A 19,605-nucleotide genomic window follows, 5' to 3' on the forward strand; every position below is an offset into this window, starting at 1 on the left:
CGCAAGTTCGAATATTTATATTAATTTTGTACAAACACTTAGAATTTTGAAACTAACAAGAGAAATTAAAACGGCTATTTTAGTCATCGCGTCTATTTTATTATTTATCTGGGGATATAGTTTTTTAAAAGGCAGAGATCTTTTTACAAATTATACCATTTTATATGCTGAATATGATAATGTTGAAGATTTGTCACCATCAGCGCCAGTAACCCTAAACGGACTTGCGATTGGTAAAGTAAATAAAATTACAATTAATGAAGTGACTGGTAAATTACTAGTAGAACTTCAGCTTAAAACAGATTTTCCAATTACAAAAAGCAGTACAGCTGCAATTTATTCTCCTGGATTAATTGCTGGGAAACAAATTAAAATCATTCCAGATTTTACTAGTAAAGAATTGGTAGAAGACGGACAGAAATTAACTTCTACTGTCGAATTGGGATTGACAGAATCTTTAGGCGGAAAACTGGAGCCAATTCAGCAAAAGCTAGAAAAAATGCTTGTCAATATTGACGTTCTGGTTTCAGGATTGAATAATACTTTAGATAAGAATACTCAAGAAAATCTAAAGAAAACAATTGCTGAGTTGAGCCAAACAATGACACAATTTCATAAAGCTTCAGGTAGTTTAAACAATATCCTAGATACTAATAAAGGACAGATTAATGGAATGGTTTCTAATTTTAATAAAGTATCTAGCAACTTTAACAAAATTTCTGATTCATTAAATAAAGCAGATTTAGGGAAAACGGTTCGAAACCTAAACCAGACTTTAGCTAAAGTTGATGGTTTAATGGCGAACTTGAATTCAGGAAAAGGAACAGCAGGAAAATTATTGAATGATGATGCATTGTACAATAATCTAGCAAAAACTTCAAAAGAGCTTGAATTGTTATTGCAAGATGTTCGTCTTTATCCAACCCGTTACGTAAACGTTTCTCTTTTCGGAAAGAAAAATAAACCGTATGTAGCACCAACAGAAGAAACAAACTCAACTGATAAAAAATAATTATAAATGAGTTATTTAGATAATATTTTATTTGCCATACTTCTTATAGTAGGTTTCGGCTTTTTTGCAGCGAGCGTAAAAAAAATCTACCGAAACATTAATCTTGGAGTTGATGTAGATCGAAAAGATAATCCTAAAGCTCGTTGGAAAAACATGGCTTTGATTGCTCTTGGGCAGTCAAAAATGGTGAGACGCCCTGTTGCCGGAATCCTTCATATTTTTGTATATGTAGGTTTCATTATAATTAATATCGAATTATTAGAAATTATTATTGATGGACTTTTTGGAACGCATAGAATTTTTGCGCCGTATTTAGGTGTAGTGTATGATGTTCTAATTGCTTCATTTGAAATATTGGCAATATTGGTGATTATTGCCGTAGTTACTTTTTGGATTAGAAGAAATTTTATCCGATTAAAACGTTTTATCCATTCTGATTTAACTGGATTTCCAAAAAGCGATGCCAATTATATCTTGTATTTTGAAACCGTTTTGATGATACTGTTTTTATTGATGAATGCTTCCGATTTGCACTTACAAAATGTGCCAGGAGGATATTCTCATTTTCATAAAGCAGGAAGTTATCCGATAAGCCAGTTTATCGCACCAATTTTTAATGGTGTGTCAAATGAAACTGTAGGATTGCTATTCGAAGTTTTCTGGTGGCTGCACATTGCAGGTATTTTAGTTTTCATGAACTATTTATACTTCTCAAAACATTTGCACATTCTTTTGGCATTCCCAAATACCTATTTTGCAAATCTTGAACCAGAAGGGAAGTTTGATAATTTAGCTTCGGTTACAAAAGAAGTAAAATTAATGATGGATCCAAATGCTGATCCGTTTGCGGCGGCTCCAGTTGATGAAAATGCGCATCCGGCTAAGTTTGGTGCAAGTGATGTTCAGGATTTAAACTGGGTTCAGCTATTAAATGCTTATACCTGTACGGAATGTGGACGTTGTACTTCTTCTTGTCCTGCCAATCAAACCGGTAAAAAATTGTCTCCGCGTAAAATTATGATGGATACGAGAGACCGTTTGACAGAAGTAGGTAAAAATATCGATGCAAACAAAGGGACTTTTGTGCCAGATAATAAAACATTACTAAACGATTATATCACGCCAGAAGAATTATGGGCTTGTACCTCTTGTAATGCATGCGTTGAAGAATGTCCTGTAAATATTAGTCCGTTATCTATTATTATGGATATGCGTCGATACTTGGTGATGGAACAAAGTGCCGCGCCAATGTCATTAAACGCAATGATGACTAATATTGAAAACAACGGTGCACCTTGGCAGTATAGCCAACAAGACCGTTTAAATTGGAAAAACGAGAATTAAAATTTATTGTTTAATCGGTTAGTCTTTAACTGTTTATTCGATTTTAAAATATATTGAGGTTTACTGTGAGGAAACCGATTTAACAAAAAAAAGAGAGATGTCAGAAAGTTTAGTAGTGCCAACAATGGCAGAAATGCTTGCCGAAGGAAAACAGCCAGAGGTCTTGTTTTGGGTAGGTTGCGCAGGAAGTTTTGATGATAGAGCAAAAAAAATTACTAAAGCGTTTGTACGAATTTTAAATCGTACCAATGTTTCTTTTGCAGTTTTAGGTACAGAAGAGAGTTGTACGGGTGATCCTGCAAAAAGGGCTGGAAATGAATTTTTGTTTCAAATGCAGGCCATGATGAATATCGAGGTTTTGAATGCTTATGAAGCTAAAAAAATTGTTACAGCTTGTCCTCACTGTTTTAATACGCTGAAAAATGAATATCCAGAATTAGGAGGTAATTACGAAGTTATTCATCATACACAGTTTTTAAAATCATTAATTGATGATGGAAGATTGACTGTTGAGGGCGGACAATTTAAAGGTAAAAAAATCACTTTCCACGATCCTTGCTATTTAGGAAGAGCAAATCAAGTTTACGAAGCGCCAAGAGATTTAATTCAGAAATTAGATGTTGAATTAGTTGAAATGAAACGTTCTAAAGCAAACGGATTATGCTGTGGAGCAGGAGGAGCTCAAATGTTTAAAGATGCTGAACCTGGAAATAAAGAAGTAAACGTTCTTCGTACAGAAGATGCTTTGGAAACGCAGCCAGATATTATCGCAGCGGGATGCCCATTCTGTAACACGATGTTAACGGACGGAATTAAAAATAAAGAAAAAGAAGGTCAAGTTAAAGTTCTGGATATAGCAGAATTAATTGCAAACGCGCAAGATCTTTAATTAGAGATGCTAAGATTCTAGCTTCTAAGTTTTTTAACTTGAAATCTGAATTTTCTCAATCTAAAATCTAAAATCAACAATCTAAAATTAAAAAATGTATATACCTTTTGAAAATTTACCAGGTGAATCTAGAGTCTGGATTTACCAATCGAACAGAAAATTTTCTGAGGAAGAGTTTTCTGAAATCGAAACAGATTTAAAAGCTTTTGTAGAACAATGGGCTGCACACGGCACAAGTCTTGAAGCTTCGTTTTTATTGAAATACAACCGATTTATTATCTTGGCAGTTAATCAATATGTGCAAGCCGCTACAGGCTGTTCTATTGATAGTTCTGTTGAATTTATTCAAGGATTAGAAAAGAAATATAACGTTGATTTATTAGATAAAATGAACGTTACTTTCAAACTTGGAGATCATATCGCTCATAAACCATTAATTGACTTCAAAAAAATGGTTAAAGATAAAGCAGTAACGGCAAATACAATTGTGTTTAATAATCTGGTAAATAATATTGAAGAATTTAATGATGCTTGGGAAGTTCCTGCAGCAGACAGCTGGCATAGCAGATTTTTCTAAAAATATATAAAAGATTAAAAAAAAGCGAAACTTGTGTTTCGCTTTTTTTTGTTTCAGGTTTCAGGTTTAAAGTTGGAAACCGGTTTTTAAAACCTGTCAGGTTTAGTAACGTCAATATCAAATTTCGTTAACATCAAACTTCGTCAAAGTTTCAAACTTTGACAAAGTTGCTTTAGGTGTTTAATTTCTAATGAAAAACAAAACTTCTAAATTAGCCCCGATGGGAGCGGTATCCTTTTTCTGGTCTCGTTCTCAAAAAACGAGACCAGGAAAAGATATAGCGGACAGCGGGACAGGTGTTCTTTTTGAAACTTTTAGTTCTGCTTCTAAAAATATTTATCAACCGGATTAATCTAATTTTGTCAAAAAACTAACAATTTAAAAGCCTGATGAAACGCTATTTTTGAGTATTTTCGTAGAATTAAATTTTATCCATGAAAATAGCAATTGTTTGTTATCCTACTTTTGGAGGTAGTGGTGTAGTAGCCACAGAGTTAGGTCTCGAATTAGCCAGAAGAGGACACGAAATACATTTTATCACATACAGCCAGCCGGTTAGATTGGCACTTTTAAATCCGAATGTTCATTATCACGAAGTAAATGTTCCTGAATATCCTTTATTTCATTATCAACCTTACGAATTAGCGTTATCGAGCAAGTTGGTCGATATGGTTAAATTGTACAAAATAGAGCTTCTGCACGTGCATTATGCTATTCCTCATGCTTATGCAGGTTATATGGCAAAACAAATGCTGAAAAATGAGGGAATTAATCTGCCAATGATTACAACACTTCACGGAACAGATATTACGTTAGTTGGAAATCACCCATTTTATAAGCCTGCGGTAACTTTCAGTATCAATAAGTCAGATTATGTGACTTCGGTTTCGCAGAGTTTGAAAGATGATACTTTGAAATTGTTTAAAATTAAAAACAAAATCAAGGTGATTCCGAACTTTATCGAATTGAATAAAGTAAAGAAAGATCCTGGTGCGCCTTGCCATCGTTATGTAATGGCGAATGAAAATGAACGCATTATAACGCATATCAGTAACTTTAGAAAAGTAAAGCGTATTCCAGATATTATTAAGATTTTCTATAATATTCAGAAAGAAATTCCAGCTAAACTGATGATGGTTGGGGACGGGCCTGAAAAAGAAAAAGCGGAAATTTTATGCCAGGAATTAGGCATTTTAGACAAAGTGATTTTCTTCGGAAACAGTCATGAAATTGATAAAATTTTATGCATGACCGATTTATTCCTGCTTCCTTCTGAAACAGAAAGTTTTGGTTTGGCGGCGCTTGAAGCAATGGCTTTGGGAGTTCCGGTTATTTCGAGTAATTCGGGTGGCCTTCCTGAAGTGAATTTTGACGGATTTTCGGGTTATTTAAGCAATGTTGGAAATGTGGAGGAAATGGCAGAGAATGCAATTAAAATTTTAAAAGACGATGCCGTTTTGAATCAGTTTAAAGCTAATGCGCTCGAAGTGGCGAAGAAGTTTGATATTCATAACATTCTTCCGAAATACGAGGCTTTGTATCAAAAAGCGATTGACGATTATAAATATGAAAAACAATAATATTAAAAAGAGGTAAATGAAAAAAGTAATTTCGATTTTAGCAGTTTTTGTTTTGATTTCCTGCGGAGCTAAGAAAAGTTCTGCTTCAACAGGATTATATGAAGTTTTGACGGTACAGTCTAGCGGCGGCGGAAACATCAAATTTTTTGAGATTCTGACAGAACCGAATGAGATTAAAATGCTGGAAAACGATCCGCTTTTGGCTGATAAGGTAAAAAATAGCGATACCAATACTTCAAATTATGTGATTCTGAATATGGGCGAAAAAAATACCAGCGGTTATACTATTGATGTTGTAAATGTTGAAGAGACAGATAAAAATATCATTATAACAGTAAAAGAAAACAGCCCAGCAAAAGATGCGATGACTATGTCTGTTATTTCATATCCGTATACTGTAGTGAAAATTAACTCTAAAAAAGAAATTATCATTAAATAATAGTGTGGTTTTTTAACCGCAAAGAGCGCAAGGACGCTACATTTTTTTATTTAATCTCGCAAAGTCGCGAAGTCGCAAAGTTTATTTTTTTGCGACTTCGCGACTTTGCGAGATTCTTTTTATTAGAACTTGCGTTCTTTACGAAAACCTTGCGAACTTTGCGGTTAAACTTATCATAAGCCACATAAAAAAAACCTGTCGCTTTAACACGACAGGTTTCTTCTTACAATTATTTTTTATTTTTAATTAGAATCTGAATTTAACACCTAAACCGACGTCAAATCCAAAATTATCATCGTCATAGTATCCAGAACCAATTTCAGGTCTTGCATCTAATGATAAAGTAAGTGGCACTTCATCAAATCTGTATTCTATACCGATATCTCCAGCAGCAAAAACATAAGTTCCGCTATCATTGTATCTATAGTTGTTATTGTAATAATCATGATCCCAAGCGGCTAAACCTCCACCGACACCTGCGTACCAGTTAAAACCTCCATCGATGTTCCAAACCCATTGGTAAAGAGCAACTCCTTTTATAGCGTCTACATCTCTGCTGTTTCTCCAACCTAAATCGAACTCCAGTCTGTTTTTCTGATTTAGTCCTAATTGATATGATATTTCCCCTCCAAATCCGTTATTGTCTCCCAGACGTAATCCTAAAGCGTGTTTCGAAATTTCTTGTGATTGAGCCGTAAATGCTAAACCAAGAAGCATAATGGCAGATAATAAAATCTTTTTCATAAAAATGGTTAATTAATTTTTTTCAAATGTATAATTACAGTCAGATAGAGAACGTATATTATTTTTGAAAATTGTTATATAATTTACATTTTCATGAAAAAGGCGCGTTAAAATCCTTAAAAACCTGTTTCTGAGCCTCCTATTTAAGGATTATAGACGAAATGAGCTGATTTGTAATAAGATCCTCCATTTCTAACAGATTTTCTTCTTCGACAAAATTACTGGCTTTGTAAGAAAACAGTTTCCAACGTTTTTTATGGTATTCCAACGCGGTTAAGTTTTCTACCCAATCACCAGAATTAAGATATAAAGTAGAGCCGTGTTTGTTTTCAATAGTTGCAATTTTTGGTTCGTGAATGTGTCCGCAGATTACGTAATCGTAGTTTTTTTCGATTGCTAAATCGGTTGCAGTGGTTTCAAAATCTGAAATAAATTTTACTGCTTTTTTTACGCTAGCTTTAATTTTTTTAGAAAAAGAATAAGGTTCACGTCCAAGCTTTGCTAAACACCAGTTGGCAAATCGGTTCATTAAAATTAGATAATCGTAACCTAATCCGCCTAGTTTTGCAATCCATTTTGAATGTTGGACCGAAGCATCAAAAACATCTCCGTGAAAAATCCAAGCTTTTTTATCGTCCAATTCTAAAACTAATTTATCAACAAGAGCAAAATTTCCCATATTCATATCGCTGAATTTTCGAAGTATCTCATCGTGATTTCCAGTAATATAGTACACTTTTGTTCCTTTAGAAGCCATTCCGATAATGCGCTGGATCACTCGCAAATGGGCTTTAGGAAAGTAAGATTTTCGAAACTGCCAAGCATCGATTATATCGCCGTTTAAGACTAGAGTTTTGGGTTTAATGCTTGAAAGATAGTTGTTTAATTCTTTAGCATGACTTCCGTAAGTTCCTAAATGAACATCAGAAAGAATGACCAATTCGACGTTTCTTTTTTTCAATTTTTCTTGATTTGAAGTTTTACAAATGAAAGAAAGTTTGTGAAATTTGACTTTATTAAAAGGTTATTAAAAAGAGGATATTTTTACCAAATTGTAATTTTTATCCCATTTAATGTTTCGTTAATAATACCAGTTTTAAATTTTTTAATTTAATTCATAAAACTTACATTTGCTCAAAACAAAACACAATGGCAGGAAACAGCTTCGGCACATTATATAAAGTAACAACATTTGGAGAATCTCACGGTGAAGCTTTAGGCGGTATTATTGATGGATGTCCTCCAGGAATACAATTAGATTTTGAAGCAATTGAGGTAGATATGGCAAGAAGAAAGCCAGGTCAGTCGGCAATTGTTACACAAAGAAAAGAACCAGACAGCGTTCAATTCTTATCAGGAATATTTGAAGGGAAAACTACAGGAACTCCAATAGGTTTCATTATTCCGAACACCAACCAAAAATCAGACGATTACTCTCATATAAAAGATAATTACAGACCAAGCCACGCCGATTACGTTTACGACCAGAAATATGGTTTGCGTGATTACCGAGGCGGCGGAAGAAGTTCTGCTAGAGAAACAGCTAGCAGGGTAGTAGCGGGTGCAATTGCAAAACAAATGCTGCCTGAAATTAAGATCAATGCTTATGTTTCTTCTGTTGGGCCAATTCATTTAGAAACGCCTTATCAAGAATTGGATTTTTCTAAAATTGAAAGCAATCCAGTGCGTTGTCCAGATGAGAAGTCGGCAGCGATTATGGAAGAATATATTCGTGATATCCGCAAGCAGGGAGACACTGTTGGAGGTGTTGTAACTTGCGTGATTCAGAATGTTCCAGTTGGTTTAGGAGAACCTGTATTTGATAAACTTCATGCAGAATTAGGAAAAGCAATGCTTTCTATTAATGCAGTAAAAGGTTTTGAATACGGAAGCGGTTTTTCTGGATCTGAAATGAAAGGAAGTGAACACAACGATTTATATAATCCTGATGGAAGTACAAAAACAAATCTATCAGGCGGAATTCAAGGGGGTATAAGCAACGGAATGGATATTTATTTCAGAGTTGCGTTTAAGCCGGTTGCAACGATTATGCAGACTCAAGATTCTTTAGATAATAAAGGTAACATTACACCAATGACAGGAAAAGGACGTCATGATCCGTGTGTAGTGCCTCGCGCAGTGCCTATCGTAGAAGCGATGGCAGCAATTGTTTTGGCAGATTTTTATTTAATCAACAAAACATATTAATAAAAGGTAAGACAGTGAGGGTCTTATATTTTAATAATTAAAAAATAATTTAATGCAAGAAGTTACAGAAACTAAAAAACAATCATTTCTTTCGGGATTAACAGGGCAGATTATAATTGCGATGGTTCTTGGAGCCATTTTAGGAATTATACTGCATAATACTATTTCGCCTGAAGCCGCGCAGTTATTTAGTAGTAAAATAAAAATGCTGGCAACCATCTTTATCCGTTTGGTGCAAATGATTATTTCGCCTTTAGTTTTTACTACTTTGGTAGTAGGAATTGCGAAATTGGGTGATATTAAAACTGTTGGAAGAATTGGAGGAAAAGCTATTGGGTGGTTTTTTACAGCTTCATTTATTTCGCTTTTAATAGGATTGTTTTACGTAAATGTTTTGCAACCAGGTGTTGGTTTAAAACTAGACCATGTCGATATGGCGGCAGCTTCTGAAGTTACGGGTAAAACACAAAATCTTTCTTTCGATAATTTTGTTGAGCACATTGTGCCAAAAAGTATTGTCGAGGCAATGGCAACAAATGAAATCCTGCAGATTGTAGTTTTCTCTATTTTCTTCGGATTAGCAGCAGCTTCTTTAGGGCCAACGGTAAAACCAATTATTGGAGCCTTCGATAAACTATCGCATATCGTTTTAAAAATGGTAAACTACGTAATGAAATTTGCGCCAATTGGAGTTTTTGGTGCCATTGCAGGTGTGTTTGCTATACGAGATGCAGAAGAATTGGTTATCACATACTTTAAATTTTTCGGTTCGTTTTTAATTGGTATCAGTACGCTGTGGATTATTTTGATTGCGGTCGGATATATTTTCCTTAAAGGAAGAATGACGGAATTGCTAAGACGTATTACAGGACCTCTAGCAATTGCTTTTGGAACAACGAGTAGTGAAGCGGTTTTTCCTAAATTGACGGAAGAATTAGAAGGTTTTGGCGTAAAAGATAAAATCGTTTCTTTCATGTTACCGCTTGGTTACTCGTTTAACCTTGACGGAAGTATGATGTACATGACTTTTGCCAGTATCTTTATTGCTCAATTTTACAATGTGCATTTAGATTTAGGAACACAAATGGCAATGCTTTTGGTTTTAATGCTTACCAGTAAAGGTATTGCGGGTGTGCCTCGTGCAAGTTTGGTTGTTGTGGCTGCAACTTGCGGTATGTTTGATATTCCGATTGAAGGGATTGCATTGATTCTTCCAATTGACCATTTTTGCGATATGTTTAGAAGTGCAACCAATGTATTAGGAAATGCATTAGCGACTTCTGTTGTAGGACAATGGGAGGAAAACAAAGAATAATAATAGCACTAAGATTTAATTTTTTTTCTTAGTTATCGAAATAATTTTTGACAAGCTGTATTTTTTTATGAAATACAGCTTTTTTTTATTTTAAAGTGTATATTTGATCAAACTAGCCGATTAATGCCCCAAATACGGATTTTTTTACTTTTACTCTTTGTTCTGAATTGCTTTGCCAATTCGGCGATCTCGCAATCTAATTGTAATATTGATCCTAAGATCGATAAGATTGTAAAAAAGGCACTTTTAAATTTTAGGGAATCTAATTTCGAAAAATCACTTACTTATTCCAGAACGGCTTTAAATGCTGCAACCGCAAAAAAAGATTATTGTCTTATTGCCCGTTCGTATAATATTATAGCGGCCAATTATAATGAATTGACAGAGTTTGATAAAGCTGTTTTTTTCTATAAAAAAGGACTGTATTATGCCAATAAGACCAACAATGATACTTTAAAATGTAATCTCTATAATAATCTGGGGAATATGTTTTGTTTCGAAAAGAAACAGTTTGACGAGGGAATTCGCTATTATAAAAAAGCGGTTGCCTACGCTTTGAAAATCAATGATCTGAAAGAAGTTTATTTTACGAATGTCAATATTGCCTGGGCTTATTTTAATATTGAAAATTATAAGCAGGGGTCTCTTTTTCTGAAATATGTCAATAGCACCAAATTAAAATATAATGACGGATCTACAGAAGTTATTGTAGATATGCTAAATGGGATTTATGCTAGTCACAAAAACGATAATAAAGCGGCAAATGCTCATTTTTTGAGCGCAATAGAAGCTGGAAAAAGATGTCAGGAGAAAACAGATTTGGCGCATGCTTATTTAGAATATTCTCATTTTTTAAATAAAATCAATAAGCATAAAGAAGCTTACGATGCGCTTGTAAATCATTATAGCCTTTCTGATAAATTGTATGATGCTAAAAAGCTTAAAAAAGCGTCGCAGGCAGGTTTGAGTTTGGAATTGGATGAATACAAAAGACAGATTGATAAAGTTGAAGGCGAAAAAGTAGAGCAGTCTCAAAGTTTGCGAAAATCAAAAATCATTGTAATTCTATTTATTTTGATTTCGCTGATTCTTTTAATTTTAATTATCACGCTGATAAGAAACATCAGATACAAGAAAAAACACAATTTAGAGCTTCTGCAAGCGAAAGAAATTGCAGAGGAAGCTTCTCTACTCAAAACGCAATTTATATCGACTATAAGCCACGAATTGCGTACACCACTTTATGGAGTGGTCGGGATTACCAATATGCTGCTCGAAGAACACAAAGAAATTTCAAGAAGCCAGCATTTGAGTTCTCTGAAATTCTCAGCCAGATATCTATTGTCTTTGGTAAACGATATTCTGCAAATCAATAAAATTGAAGAAAATAAAATCGTACTAGAAAACCTGACTTTTAATATTACCGATGAAATTACGGTAATCAAGAATTCGCTTTCTTTTCTTTCACAAAAAAATAATAACAGGATTTCTATTGATATTGATCCGTGCATTCCAGAATATTTAATTGGAGACAAGTTGCGACTGGCTCAAATTTTAATGAACTTGGTGAGCAATGCTTTGAAATTTACCAAAGACGGACAAGTTGAAATTATTGTAAAACTTAATAAAGTTGAAGGAAAACTGTATTATTTAGATTTCCTGATAAAAGATAACGGAATAGGAATCGCGCTTGTTGACCAGAATAAGATTTTTGAAAAGTTTGTTCAGGTTGGCAGAAAAGATGAAGATTATCAAGGGACAGGTTTAGGGCTTAGCATTGTAAAAAGACTGCTTGGGCTTTTTGGAAGTACGATTACTTTAGATAGTGATTTAGGAAAAGGAACTTCATTTTCGTTTACAATCGCTTTTGAACACGATTTAGCCAAAACGAAAAGCATTATTGATGAGATTGAAGTGGATCTGACTTCGAGTGAAATCTACAAAATTTTGGTGGTTGAAGACAATTTGATTAACCAGCTGGTGACCAAAAAGATTATTGAAAAGAACAATTATGCCTGCAAAGTGGTAGATGATGGTTTTGGAGCGCTTAAAATTTTAGAAGAAGAAACCTTTGATTTGATTTTAATGGATATTAATATGCCTCTAATGAACGGATTTGAGACTACTAAAAGAATACGTCTTCTCGGCATAGAAACGCCAATTGTGGCTTTGACAGCTTTTGATAAAGATGAAATTACAGATGAAGCGATTTCTTCTGGAATGAATGATATTATAATTAAACCTTTTGAGCCAGTTAAATTGTTTAAAATAATCAATTTCCTTATAAACGAAAAAAACGCTGTTTAATACCAGCGTTTTTTGTTTTTCTTAGAATTATCCGATTTTCTCGATTTGTGAGCGCCACCGCTTCTGTTGGAGTTTTTAGGTTTTTCTCCTGCTTCTGGACTTCCAGAATGCCATTGGTACGGATGATCGGCAATTGTTTTTACGTCTACTTTTATTAGTTTCTGAATATCTTTCCAATAAGGAAGTTCGTCTTTTCCACAGAAAGAAATAGCAATACCGCCGTTTCCTGCACGACCAGTTCTTCCGATACGGTGAACATAAGTTTCAGGAATATTCGGCAAATCAAAATTGATAACATACGGAAGTTGTTCAATGTCAATTCCTCTTGCTGCAATGTCTGTAGCTACAAGAACACCAACTTCTTTATTTTTGAAAGCGTCCAAAACTCTTTGTCTTGCGTTTTGAGACTTATCGCCATGAATGGCTTCTGCAGGAATATCTTTTTTGCGAAGCGCTTTTACAACATTGTCAGCGCCGTGTTTTGTTCTAGAGAAAACAAGCACGTTTGATAAATTTTCTTCTTTAATTAAACTGTATAATAAGTTTCTTTTTTCGGTTTTATCTACAAAATAAATGCGCTGTTCTACATTTTCTGCTGTAGAAGAAACAGGAGAAACTTCAACTTTTTCTGGATCTTGCAAAAACATTTCTGCCAGTTCGCGAATTGCAATCGGCATTGTAGCAGAGAAAAGTAAAGTCTGTCTGTTTTTAGGAGTCAGTTTTACGATTTTTTTGACATCGTTTATAAAACCCATATCCAGCATCTGATCGGCTTCATCAAGCACTAAAGTATGCAAGTGATTAAAATCAAGAAAACCTTGTTTGTGAAGGTCTAATAAACGCCCAGGAGTAGCAATTAAAATATCGACTCCATTTTTTAAAGCGTCAACTTGCGGGTTCTGAGAAACTCCTCCAAAAATAGTCAGCTGTGTTAAATTGGTATATTTGGCATAAGTATCAAAACTTTGCCCGATTTGTACTGCTAGTTCGCGGGTAGGCGTAACCACAAGCGCACGAATCAGTTTTGTTTTTTTTGATGAACCTACAATGCGGTGTAATTGGTGTATAATTGGAATAGCAAAAGCCGCTGTTTTTCCTGTTCCGGTCTGCGCACAGCCAATTAAATCACGCCCCGCCAAAACAATTGGAATAGATTTTTCCTGAATTGGGGTCGGATTTAAATAGCCTTCTTCAAATACGGCTTTTTGTATACTTTTTGAAAGTGATAGATCTTCGAATAACATATCTTAGGTGATTAACTATTTTAGTTTTAATTCTAAAATGCCGTGCAAAGATAAGTTTATTCAGTCAATCGTTTGTTTGAATTGGCTTTTATTTGGCAAAACCAATCTTCTTCGTATCTGGAATCAATTTTTAAATCAATCTTTTTCGATGTTGGCTTTAATGAAATCGGTTACCAAATAACCAATTAATTTACCAATTAAATTATTGTTTGGAGAATTGTCTAAATCTGGCGCTCCTTCGCAGATATGCAGATAAGCTGCATTTTTATGTTCACCAAAGAAAGAAACAAATTGTCTCAGTTCTTCAACTGAAAATCCGCTTATGGTCATGGCACTGCTGGCAATGTTCGGAATTGCATCCAGATCGATCTCGATTCCGAAAGCGTCATTTTTCACAAAATCCAAAGCGGTAATCATTTCACGATTAAAATCTTTTTCTTTTCTAATGTTAACGCTATCGTATGTATTATAACGAACGCGGTCTTCCAGTTTTTTAATAATATCTAAAACACTTTTTGAAGTATAATTTTCATGAAGTCCGAAAATGAAATATTTCCTTAAAAAACCTTCTTCGTAAGCATAAGAGAATCCGTTTCCGCTGTGACGGCCTTCTAAAATTCTAAAGTCAGAGTGCGCATCAAAATTGATTGCATTTATAGGTTTTCCTTTCGCAAGAGCGGCACCTTTAATATTTCCGTAAGCATTATTATGGCCTCCGCCAATAATAATAGGTGTTTTTCCAGCTTTAATTATCGTAAAAATAATATGAGATACTTCTTTGTCTATTTTTTCAACCAGCTGGCTTAATTTTGATCTGTCGTCAATGTCGTTGAAATCTAAGTTTTCTACTTCACGCATTTCATCAGCAACATTAATATGGCCTAAAATAATAATATTGCTTCCTTTAGAAAAACGATTGTGCTGAATGTTAGCAATGCTTTTTATAGCAGATTGCCATGCAGAAGCCGCTCCAGGTCTTCCGTAGTTGGCACGCACGCCAATATCTTCAGGAATTCCTAAAAGCACGTATTTTGCTTCGCTTTCTTTAATAAAATCAACCTTGTCAACTCCAGAAGGAATGACAATCATTTTTTCTCCGAACTTTATTTCACCACTTCTGTGATTTGTGATTTTTGCTAAATCATTTATAGTGAAAGGGATTAATTTTTCCATGAAAAAAATTTATTTTCCAAAAATAATATAATTGTAGAAACTTACGTTATTACCTTATATTAATTCTTAAATTTGTTATTAAAGAAAATTTTTTAAATATGGAAAACCCAAAGAACAACAATTCAAGTCTAAAGGCGGTAATCGCAGTTTTAGCAGTCCTACTTATTGGTAGCTTAGTGTATATTTTTAAACTATCGTCTGATAGTGATGTAGTTAAGACAGAACTTACAACTACATTAACAGAAAAAGAATCTGTAATGAAAGATTTACAGGAGCTAAAAGCAACTTACGATGCTGCAATTGCTGAAAATACTTCGATGTCTGACGAATTAATCCAAGAGAGAGACAAAGTAGTAGCTTTGATGGATGATTTGAACAAGTCTAAAGGAGATGTTTCTAAATACAGATCTCAAGTTCAGGCAATGCAAAGTAAAATGAAAACTTTAGTTGCTGAAAACGATGAGTTGAAAAAACAAAATGGTGTTTTAACTACTCAAAGAGACAGTACTATTGTAGTTTTAGGAGAATCTAAGAAATATAACGAAGTATTAGTTGGTCAAAACGAAGAATTAGCTAAAACTGTAGAAAAAGGTTCTAAATTATCTGTGTTAAACACAAAAACTTCAGCTTACAAATTGAAGAGCTCTGGTAAACAAATAGAAACTGATAAAGCAAGCCGTGCTGATGTTTTGAAAGTTAGTTTTACAATTGCTGAAAACCAAATTGCAAAATCTGGTGACAAAACGTATTATGTTCAAGTTATCGATGCTAAAAACAATGTTTTAGGCGAAAAGAAAACAGAAAGTTTTGGAGATAATACATTGACTTACAGCTTTAAAACTACTGTAAAGTATGAAAACAAAACTGTTCAAGTTAGTGAAGATCTTCCTGGAAAAGATTTTGCTAAAGGAACTTACTTTATCAATGTATTTGATAATGACGAATTAGTTTCTAAAACTAGTTTCAGTTTAAGATAAGCCGAAGGGAAAAATACCACTTAAGATATTAAAGGTCTGCAGTTTTTTGCAGACCTTTTTTTATGGAATAATAATTTAAAAATTGACTGAAAGCAAAAGTTATTTTAAAATTTTGCCTTCTACAAAAACAGATTCGATAAGGTTGCTTCCAAAAGCGTACGGAATCTGATAATAAGAAGAAATTGGTTTTGTCAGGATTAAATTGGCTTTTTTGCCTTTTGTAATGCTTCCGTGAGTTTCTGAAAGTCCCATTGCATAAGCGCCGTTTATGGTTGCAGCATTGATTGCTTCTTCGGGCGTCATTTTCATTTTGATACAAGCCGTTGCTACAACAAAATTCATATTTCCAGATGGAGTAGAACCAGGGTTAAAATCGGTAGCCAATGCCAAAGGTAGACCTGCTTTTAACATTTCGCGCGCTGGCGTATACGGAATACTTAAAAAATAAGAACAAGAGGGCAGAGCAACAGGCATTGTTTCAGTATCTTTTAATGCCTGAATATCTTCTGGATTCATAACTTCTAAATGATCTACAGAAAGTGCATTAAATTTAATTCCAGCCTGAATACCGCCAATCGAATTAAATTGATTCACGTGGATTTTTGGTTTTAAACCAAAGTCGATTCCGGCCTTCATGATTTTTTCGGTTTCTTCTACAGAAAAATAACCGCTTTCGCAGAAAATATCTACATATTCTGCCAGTTTATTTTTGGCAATTTCAGGAATCATTTTAGTAATGATTTCATCAATATAACCTGCTTTGTTTTCTTTGTAATGAGTTGGAAAAGCATGGGCGCCCAAAAAAGTAGCTTTAATGGAAATAGGATAATTTTCGGCCAGTTTTTTAATGACACGAAGCATTTTTAACTCGCCTTCAATTGTTAATCCATAACCCGATTTGATTTCAACGGCTCCAGTTCCTAAATGCATGACTTCTTCAAGACGAATTTTAGATTGTTCGTAAATTTCTTCTTCAGAAGTTTCGTTTAGTTTTTTAGCCGAATTTAAAATTCCACCACCACGATTCGCGATTTCTTCGTAAGAAAGTCCGTTGATGCGGTCTACAAACTCTTGTTCGCGATTTCCTGCATAAACAATATGCGTGTGGCTATCGCACCAAGACGGAAGAACCACTTTTCCTGTAGCATCAATAGTTTCGTCAGCATTTATTTTGGGAAGATTGTCCATTGAGCCGAAATCCTCAATTAACTTGTCTTTTATAATTAAAAAAGCATTTTTAATAGTGGGAAGAATTGCCATTTCAGAACCTGAAACTTTATCAATTGAAGTTTCGCGAACTTGTAATAGCTCTTGTATGTTTGTGATTAATGTGATCATTGGTAGGAATTGTTATAAAACACAAATTTCACAAATTATCACGAACTAATCCGTGTAATCTGTGAAATTCATGTTTTAGTTTTTATGCTTTTTTATTCTGAAACGGTAATTTCAAACATTTTGCTCCAGTTTTTACCAGTTACAAAAATAGTTTTAGTTTTAGGATTATATGCAATACCGTTTAAAACATCATCTTTTGTAATATCTGTCATTGTTTTTCTTAAATCAGATAAGTTTAAAATACCTTCAACAGCTCCCGAATTTGGATTTACAACAGCAATAGCATCTTTAAACCATACATTTGCATAGATTTTTCCGTCAATCCATTCAATTTCATTAACGGCTTTAATTTTTGAAGTACCTGAATAAACGTTGATATAATCAATCATTTTTTGAGTAGCTGGATTAACTTTCCAAATTTTTTCAGTTCCATCTGTCTGATAAATATGTTTCCCGTCATTTGTCATTCCCCATCCTTCAATATCTTTTTCGTAGTCAAAGGTTTTTTCAAGCTTTAAAGTTTTAGCGTTGTAAATGAAACCTTTTTTATTCTTGTAGGTTAATTGGAATAATTTATCGTTTATAAAAGTGATTCCTTCTCCAAAATATTGCTGGTCAAGATCAATTTGTTTGAAAACTTTTCCAGTTTTATAGTCGTATTTTTTTATGAATGAAGCGCCTTCTTGTCCAGTGCTTTCGTATAAAGTATCTTTATAAAACTCTAAACCTTCAGTAAAAGCCTTTTTGTCATGAGGAAAAGTATTTACAATTTTATATTTTAATAATTTTGGCTCAATGTCTGAAACTACCTCAATTCTAGCAGTAGCATCAGAAGAATCTCCTCCAAAATAAACTTTAGCTTTTAGGTATTGATAACCCAATTTTTGATCTATTAATTCAAATCTAAAATTTTCAGCACCCTTTGTGCCTCCAACTCTTTGGTCGTTTACGAAGTAGGCAACGCTGTCAATTTCTTTTGATTTTGGGTTTAAAATTCCAATATTAAGCGCTTCTTTTTGCGTAAGATGAGCTGGAAAAGCAGAATCATCGATAGTAAATAAAGAATTTTCACCTTTATTTTTTTCTCCACATCCAATTAATGTGATTCCTAATAAAATGACAGCTAGGAAGTTATATTTTTTCATAGTTTAAAATTTGAATAAGGCAATATACGACGATATTTTTATTGCCGCAAAGGTCTTGCAAAAATATAAAAAGGTTGTATATTTGCACCGGCAAGTCCTACACGACCAGCTCCTGCAGACTCCCCCAGGATGGGAACATAGCAAGGGTACGTGGTTGAGCGGTGCGATGTAGGTCGCTTGCCATTTTTTATTTTTAGAATTATTTAATTTGTGATCTTCCTTTATGGAAGATTTTTTTATTTTTACCCTGCTGGGATTTTTTTTAACCGCAATCCCGATAGCTATCGGGATTGCGGTTAAATTAAAAGTATATAAAAAGTACACTTTTAACCAGTAAAATATATTTAACTCTTAATAGCTAACTAACAATGAGTAAAGTCGTTTTAATAACCGGAGGGTCATCTGGAATCGGAAAATCTATTGGTGAATTTTTACACCAAAAAGGTTTCGTTGTCTACGGAACAAGCAGAAATCCAGAGAAAGTTTTAAATTCTATTTTTCCATTAGTTGCTTTAGATGTTCGAAATTCTGATTCTATTAAAACGGCTGTTAGCAGAATTATTGAAACTTCTGGAAGATTAGATATTGTAATTAATAATGCTGGAGTTGGAATTACAGGACCTTTGGAAGAAATTCCAACGGAAGAAATCAGAAATAATTTCGAAACTAATTTTTTCGGGCCAATTGAGGTAATGAAAGCGGCGCTTCCGCAAATGCGTAAACAGAATTCGGGACTTATTATCAATATAACTTCGATCGCCGGTTATATGGGATTGCCTTATAGAAGTGTTTATTCAGCATCAAAAGGAGCTTTAGAATTAATTACGGAAGCTTTGAGAATGGAGGTTAAATCTTTCGGAATTGAAATTACGAATGTTGCTCCTGGAGATTTTGCAACCAATATTGCAGCTGGACGTTACCATGCGCCAGTTATTAAAGATTCTGCTTATGAAAAAGTTTACGGAGATGTTTTGGCAACAATGAATGATCATGTCGATGCAGGAAGTAATCCGAATGAAATGGCCGAAGCAGTTTACAGAATCATTCAGACTAAAAAGCCAAATGTGCATTATAAAGTAGGGGCATTTATGCAAAAGTTTTCGATTGTCTTAAAACGAGCGCTTCCAGATAAAATGTACGAGAAAATGCTGATGAATCATTATAAGCTTTAAATATTATAAATTTAGAATAATAAAAACCGAGGTAAACTTTTTTTACTTCGGTTTTTATGTAAATAAAGCTGTAATTCTTACAAAAACATGTTGCATTTTAAAAAGTGAAACATGTTTTTTTGTTTTATAACGCATTGTGGT

The 19,605-nt window shown here is 33.9% G+C and carries 18 protein-coding genes and 1 other RNA gene; 13 read left to right on the forward strand and 6 right to left on the reverse strand.

All coding sequences use genetic code 11. The annotated features are described in order from the left end of the window. Window positions 1-46: 46 nt before the first annotated feature. From AC3E9W_RS07920 to AC3E9W_RS07950, 7 genes are all read left to right on the forward strand, one after another. A complete protein-coding gene (locus AC3E9W_RS07920) occupies window positions 47-1,012 on the forward strand; it encodes an MlaD family protein (RefSeq protein WP_306160471.1) in 966 nt (321 codons plus the stop codon). Window positions 1,013-1,018: 6 nt separating this feature from the next. Beyond that, complete coding sequence (locus AC3E9W_RS07925; protein WP_488767956.1) at window positions 1,019-2,356, forward strand: 4Fe-4S dicluster domain-containing protein; 1,338 nt, start codon at window positions 1,019-1,021, stop codon at window positions 2,354-2,356. A 97-nt stretch (window positions 2,357-2,453) separates the two neighbouring features. Continuing rightward, window positions 2,454-3,245, forward strand: a complete 792-nt coding sequence (locus tag AC3E9W_RS07930; RefSeq protein WP_306160467.1) for a (Fe-S)-binding protein — start codon at window positions 2,454-2,456, stop codon at window positions 3,243-3,245. A 94-nt stretch (window positions 3,246-3,339) separates the two neighbouring features. After that, entirely contained in the window at window positions 3,340-3,822 is a 483-nt protein-coding gene (locus tag AC3E9W_RS07935) for an ABC transporter ATPase (protein WP_488767957.1), read from the forward strand. A 190-nt stretch (window positions 3,823-4,012) separates the two neighbouring features. Continuing rightward, on the forward strand, window positions 4,013-4,174 hold the full coding sequence (locus AC3E9W_RS07940; RefSeq protein WP_488767959.1) for a hypothetical protein: 162 nt from the start codon (window positions 4,013-4,015) through the stop codon (window positions 4,172-4,174). 82 nt (window positions 4,175-4,256) lie between these two features. Next, on the forward strand, window positions 4,257-5,402 hold the full coding sequence (gene bshA / locus AC3E9W_RS07945; RefSeq protein WP_488767961.1) for an N-acetyl-alpha-D-glucosaminyl L-malate synthase BshA: 1,146 nt from the start codon (window positions 4,257-4,259) through the stop codon (window positions 5,400-5,402). Window positions 5,403-5,418: 16 nt separating this feature from the next. After that, a complete protein-coding gene (locus AC3E9W_RS07950) occupies window positions 5,419-5,841 on the forward strand; it encodes a protease complex subunit PrcB family protein (RefSeq protein ID WP_488767963.1) in 423 nt (140 codons plus the stop codon). A gap of 246 nt (window positions 5,842-6,087) precedes the next feature. Here AC3E9W_RS07950 and AC3E9W_RS07955 read toward each other — a convergent pair whose 3' ends face one another. Continuing rightward, a complete protein-coding gene (locus tag AC3E9W_RS07955) occupies window positions 6,088-6,585 on the reverse strand; it encodes a hypothetical protein (RefSeq protein ID WP_306160460.1) in 498 nt (165 codons plus the stop codon). Window positions 6,586-6,724: 139 nt separating this feature from the next. Continuing rightward, the gene (locus AC3E9W_RS07960) at window positions 6,725-7,546 is read right to left on the reverse strand and encodes a UDP-2,3-diacylglucosamine diphosphatase (protein ID WP_456896541.1); all 822 of its coding nucleotides are present in this window, start codon (window positions 7,544-7,546) and stop codon (window positions 6,725-6,727) included. 188 nt (window positions 7,547-7,734) lie between these two features. Here AC3E9W_RS07960 and aroC point away from each other — a divergent pair, with 188 nt between their 5' ends. From aroC to AC3E9W_RS07975, 3 genes are all read left to right on the forward strand, one after another. Then, window positions 7,735-8,793: a chorismate synthase gene (gene aroC, locus AC3E9W_RS07965; protein ID WP_306160456.1), complete on the forward strand. Its 1,059-nt coding sequence runs from the start codon at window positions 7,735-7,737 to the stop codon at window positions 8,791-8,793. Between the two features lie 52 nt (window positions 8,794-8,845). After that, window positions 8,846-10,108 (forward strand): dicarboxylate/amino acid:cation symporter, encoded by a 1,263-nt coding sequence (locus tag AC3E9W_RS07970; RefSeq protein WP_488767965.1) that lies wholly within the window; start codon window positions 8,846-8,848, stop codon window positions 10,106-10,108. Between the two features lie 123 nt (window positions 10,109-10,231). Further along, window positions 10,232-12,415 carry a response regulator gene (locus AC3E9W_RS07975; RefSeq protein WP_488767966.1) on the forward strand — a complete coding sequence of 728 codons (2,184 nt, stop codon included), beginning with the start codon at window positions 10,232-10,234 and terminating at the stop codon, window positions 12,413-12,415. Here AC3E9W_RS07975 and AC3E9W_RS07980 read toward each other — a convergent pair. Together AC3E9W_RS07980 and AC3E9W_RS07985 are read right to left on the reverse strand one after the other, a co-directional pair. Continuing rightward, window positions 12,412-13,659 carry a DEAD/DEAH box helicase gene (locus AC3E9W_RS07980; RefSeq protein ID WP_306160451.1) on the reverse strand — a complete coding sequence of 416 codons (1,248 nt, stop codon included), beginning with the start codon at window positions 13,657-13,659 and terminating at the stop codon, window positions 12,412-12,414. The genes AC3E9W_RS07975 and AC3E9W_RS07980 overlap by 4 nt on opposite strands. Before the next feature lie 135 nt (window positions 13,660-13,794). Continuing rightward, the gene (locus AC3E9W_RS07985) at window positions 13,795-14,832 is read right to left on the reverse strand and encodes a formimidoylglutamase (protein ID WP_456896548.1); all 1,038 of its coding nucleotides are present in this window, start codon (window positions 14,830-14,832) and stop codon (window positions 13,795-13,797) included. 98 nt (window positions 14,833-14,930) lie between these two features. On the opposite strand from AC3E9W_RS07985, the gene AC3E9W_RS07990 reads away from it, so the two are divergent. Next, window positions 14,931-15,809 carry a hypothetical protein gene (locus tag AC3E9W_RS07990; protein ID WP_306160448.1) on the forward strand — a complete coding sequence of 293 codons (879 nt, stop codon included), beginning with the start codon at window positions 14,931-14,933 and terminating at the stop codon, window positions 15,807-15,809. A gap of 99 nt (window positions 15,810-15,908) precedes the next feature. On the opposite strand, the gene hutI is transcribed toward AC3E9W_RS07990, so the two are convergent. Further along, window positions 15,909-17,147, reverse strand: a complete 1,239-nt coding sequence (gene hutI, locus AC3E9W_RS07995) for an imidazolonepropionase (protein WP_488767969.1) — start codon at window positions 17,145-17,147, stop codon at window positions 15,909-15,911. A gap of 92 nt (window positions 17,148-17,239) precedes the next feature. Next, window positions 17,240-18,292, reverse strand: coding sequence for a glutaminyl-peptide cyclotransferase (locus tag AC3E9W_RS08000; RefSeq protein WP_488767971.1), 1,053 nt, complete (start codon window positions 18,290-18,292; stop codon window positions 17,240-17,242). Between the two features lie 88 nt (window positions 18,293-18,380). Between AC3E9W_RS08000 and ffs the strand changes: the two genes are divergently transcribed. Together ffs and AC3E9W_RS08010 are read left to right on the forward strand one after the other, a co-directional pair. Further along, window positions 18,381-18,478, forward strand: an RNA gene (gene ffs, locus AC3E9W_RS08005) — signal recognition particle sRNA small type. Window positions 18,479-18,660: 182 nt separating this feature from the next. Beyond that, window positions 18,661-19,464: an SDR family oxidoreductase gene (locus AC3E9W_RS08010; protein WP_488767972.1), complete on the forward strand. Its 804-nt coding sequence runs from the start codon at window positions 18,661-18,663 to the stop codon at window positions 19,462-19,464. Window positions 19,465-19,605: the final 141 nt, after the last annotated feature.

Source organism: Flavobacterium sp. 38, assembly GCF_057799715.1.

Coding starts and splice junctions, on each gene's coding strand:
- AC3E9W_RS07925 (WP_488767956.1), top strand. CDS start 1,019: ATGAGTTATTTAGATAATATTTTATTTGCCATACTTCTTATAGTAGGT.
- AC3E9W_RS07930 (WP_306160467.1), top strand. CDS start 2,454: ATGTCAGAAAGTTTAGTAGTGCCAACAATGGCAGAAATGCTTGCCGAA.
- AC3E9W_RS07935 (WP_488767957.1), top strand. CDS start 3,340: ATGTATATACCTTTTGAAAATTTACCAGGTGAATCTAGAGTCTGGATT.
- AC3E9W_RS07940 (WP_488767959.1), top strand. CDS start 4,013: ATGAAAAACAAAACTTCTAAATTAGCCCCGATGGGAGCGGTATCCTTT.
- bshA (WP_488767961.1), top strand. CDS start 4,257: ATGAAAATAGCAATTGTTTGTTATCCTACTTTTGGAGGTAGTGGTGTA.
- AC3E9W_RS07950 (WP_488767963.1), top strand. CDS start 5,419: ATGAAAAAAGTAATTTCGATTTTAGCAGTTTTTGTTTTGATTTCCTGC.
- AC3E9W_RS07955 (WP_306160460.1), bottom strand. CDS start 6,585: ATGAAAAAGATTTTATTATCTGCCATTATGCTTCTTGGTTTAGCATTT.
- aroC (WP_306160456.1), top strand. CDS start 7,735: ATGGCAGGAAACAGCTTCGGCACATTATATAAAGTAACAACATTTGGA.
- AC3E9W_RS07970 (WP_488767965.1), top strand. CDS start 8,846: ATGCAAGAAGTTACAGAAACTAAAAAACAATCATTTCTTTCGGGATTA.
- AC3E9W_RS07975 (WP_488767966.1), top strand. CDS start 10,232: ATGCCCCAAATACGGATTTTTTTACTTTTACTCTTTGTTCTGAATTGC.
- AC3E9W_RS07980 (WP_306160451.1), bottom strand. CDS start 13,659: ATGTTATTCGAAGATCTATCACTTTCAAAAAGTATACAAAAAGCCGTA.
- AC3E9W_RS07985 (WP_456896548.1), bottom strand. CDS start 14,832: ATGGAAAAATTAATCCCTTTCACTATAAATGATTTAGCAAAAATCACA.
- AC3E9W_RS07990 (WP_306160448.1), top strand. CDS start 14,931: ATGGAAAACCCAAAGAACAACAATTCAAGTCTAAAGGCGGTAATCGCA.
- hutI (WP_488767969.1), bottom strand. CDS start 17,147: ATGATCACATTAATCACAAACATACAAGAGCTATTACAAGTTCGCGAA.
- AC3E9W_RS08000 (WP_488767971.1), bottom strand. CDS start 18,292: ATGAAAAAATATAACTTCCTAGCTGTCATTTTATTAGGAATCACATTA.
- AC3E9W_RS08010 (WP_488767972.1), top strand. CDS start 18,661: ATGAGTAAAGTCGTTTTAATAACCGGAGGGTCATCTGGAATCGGAAAA.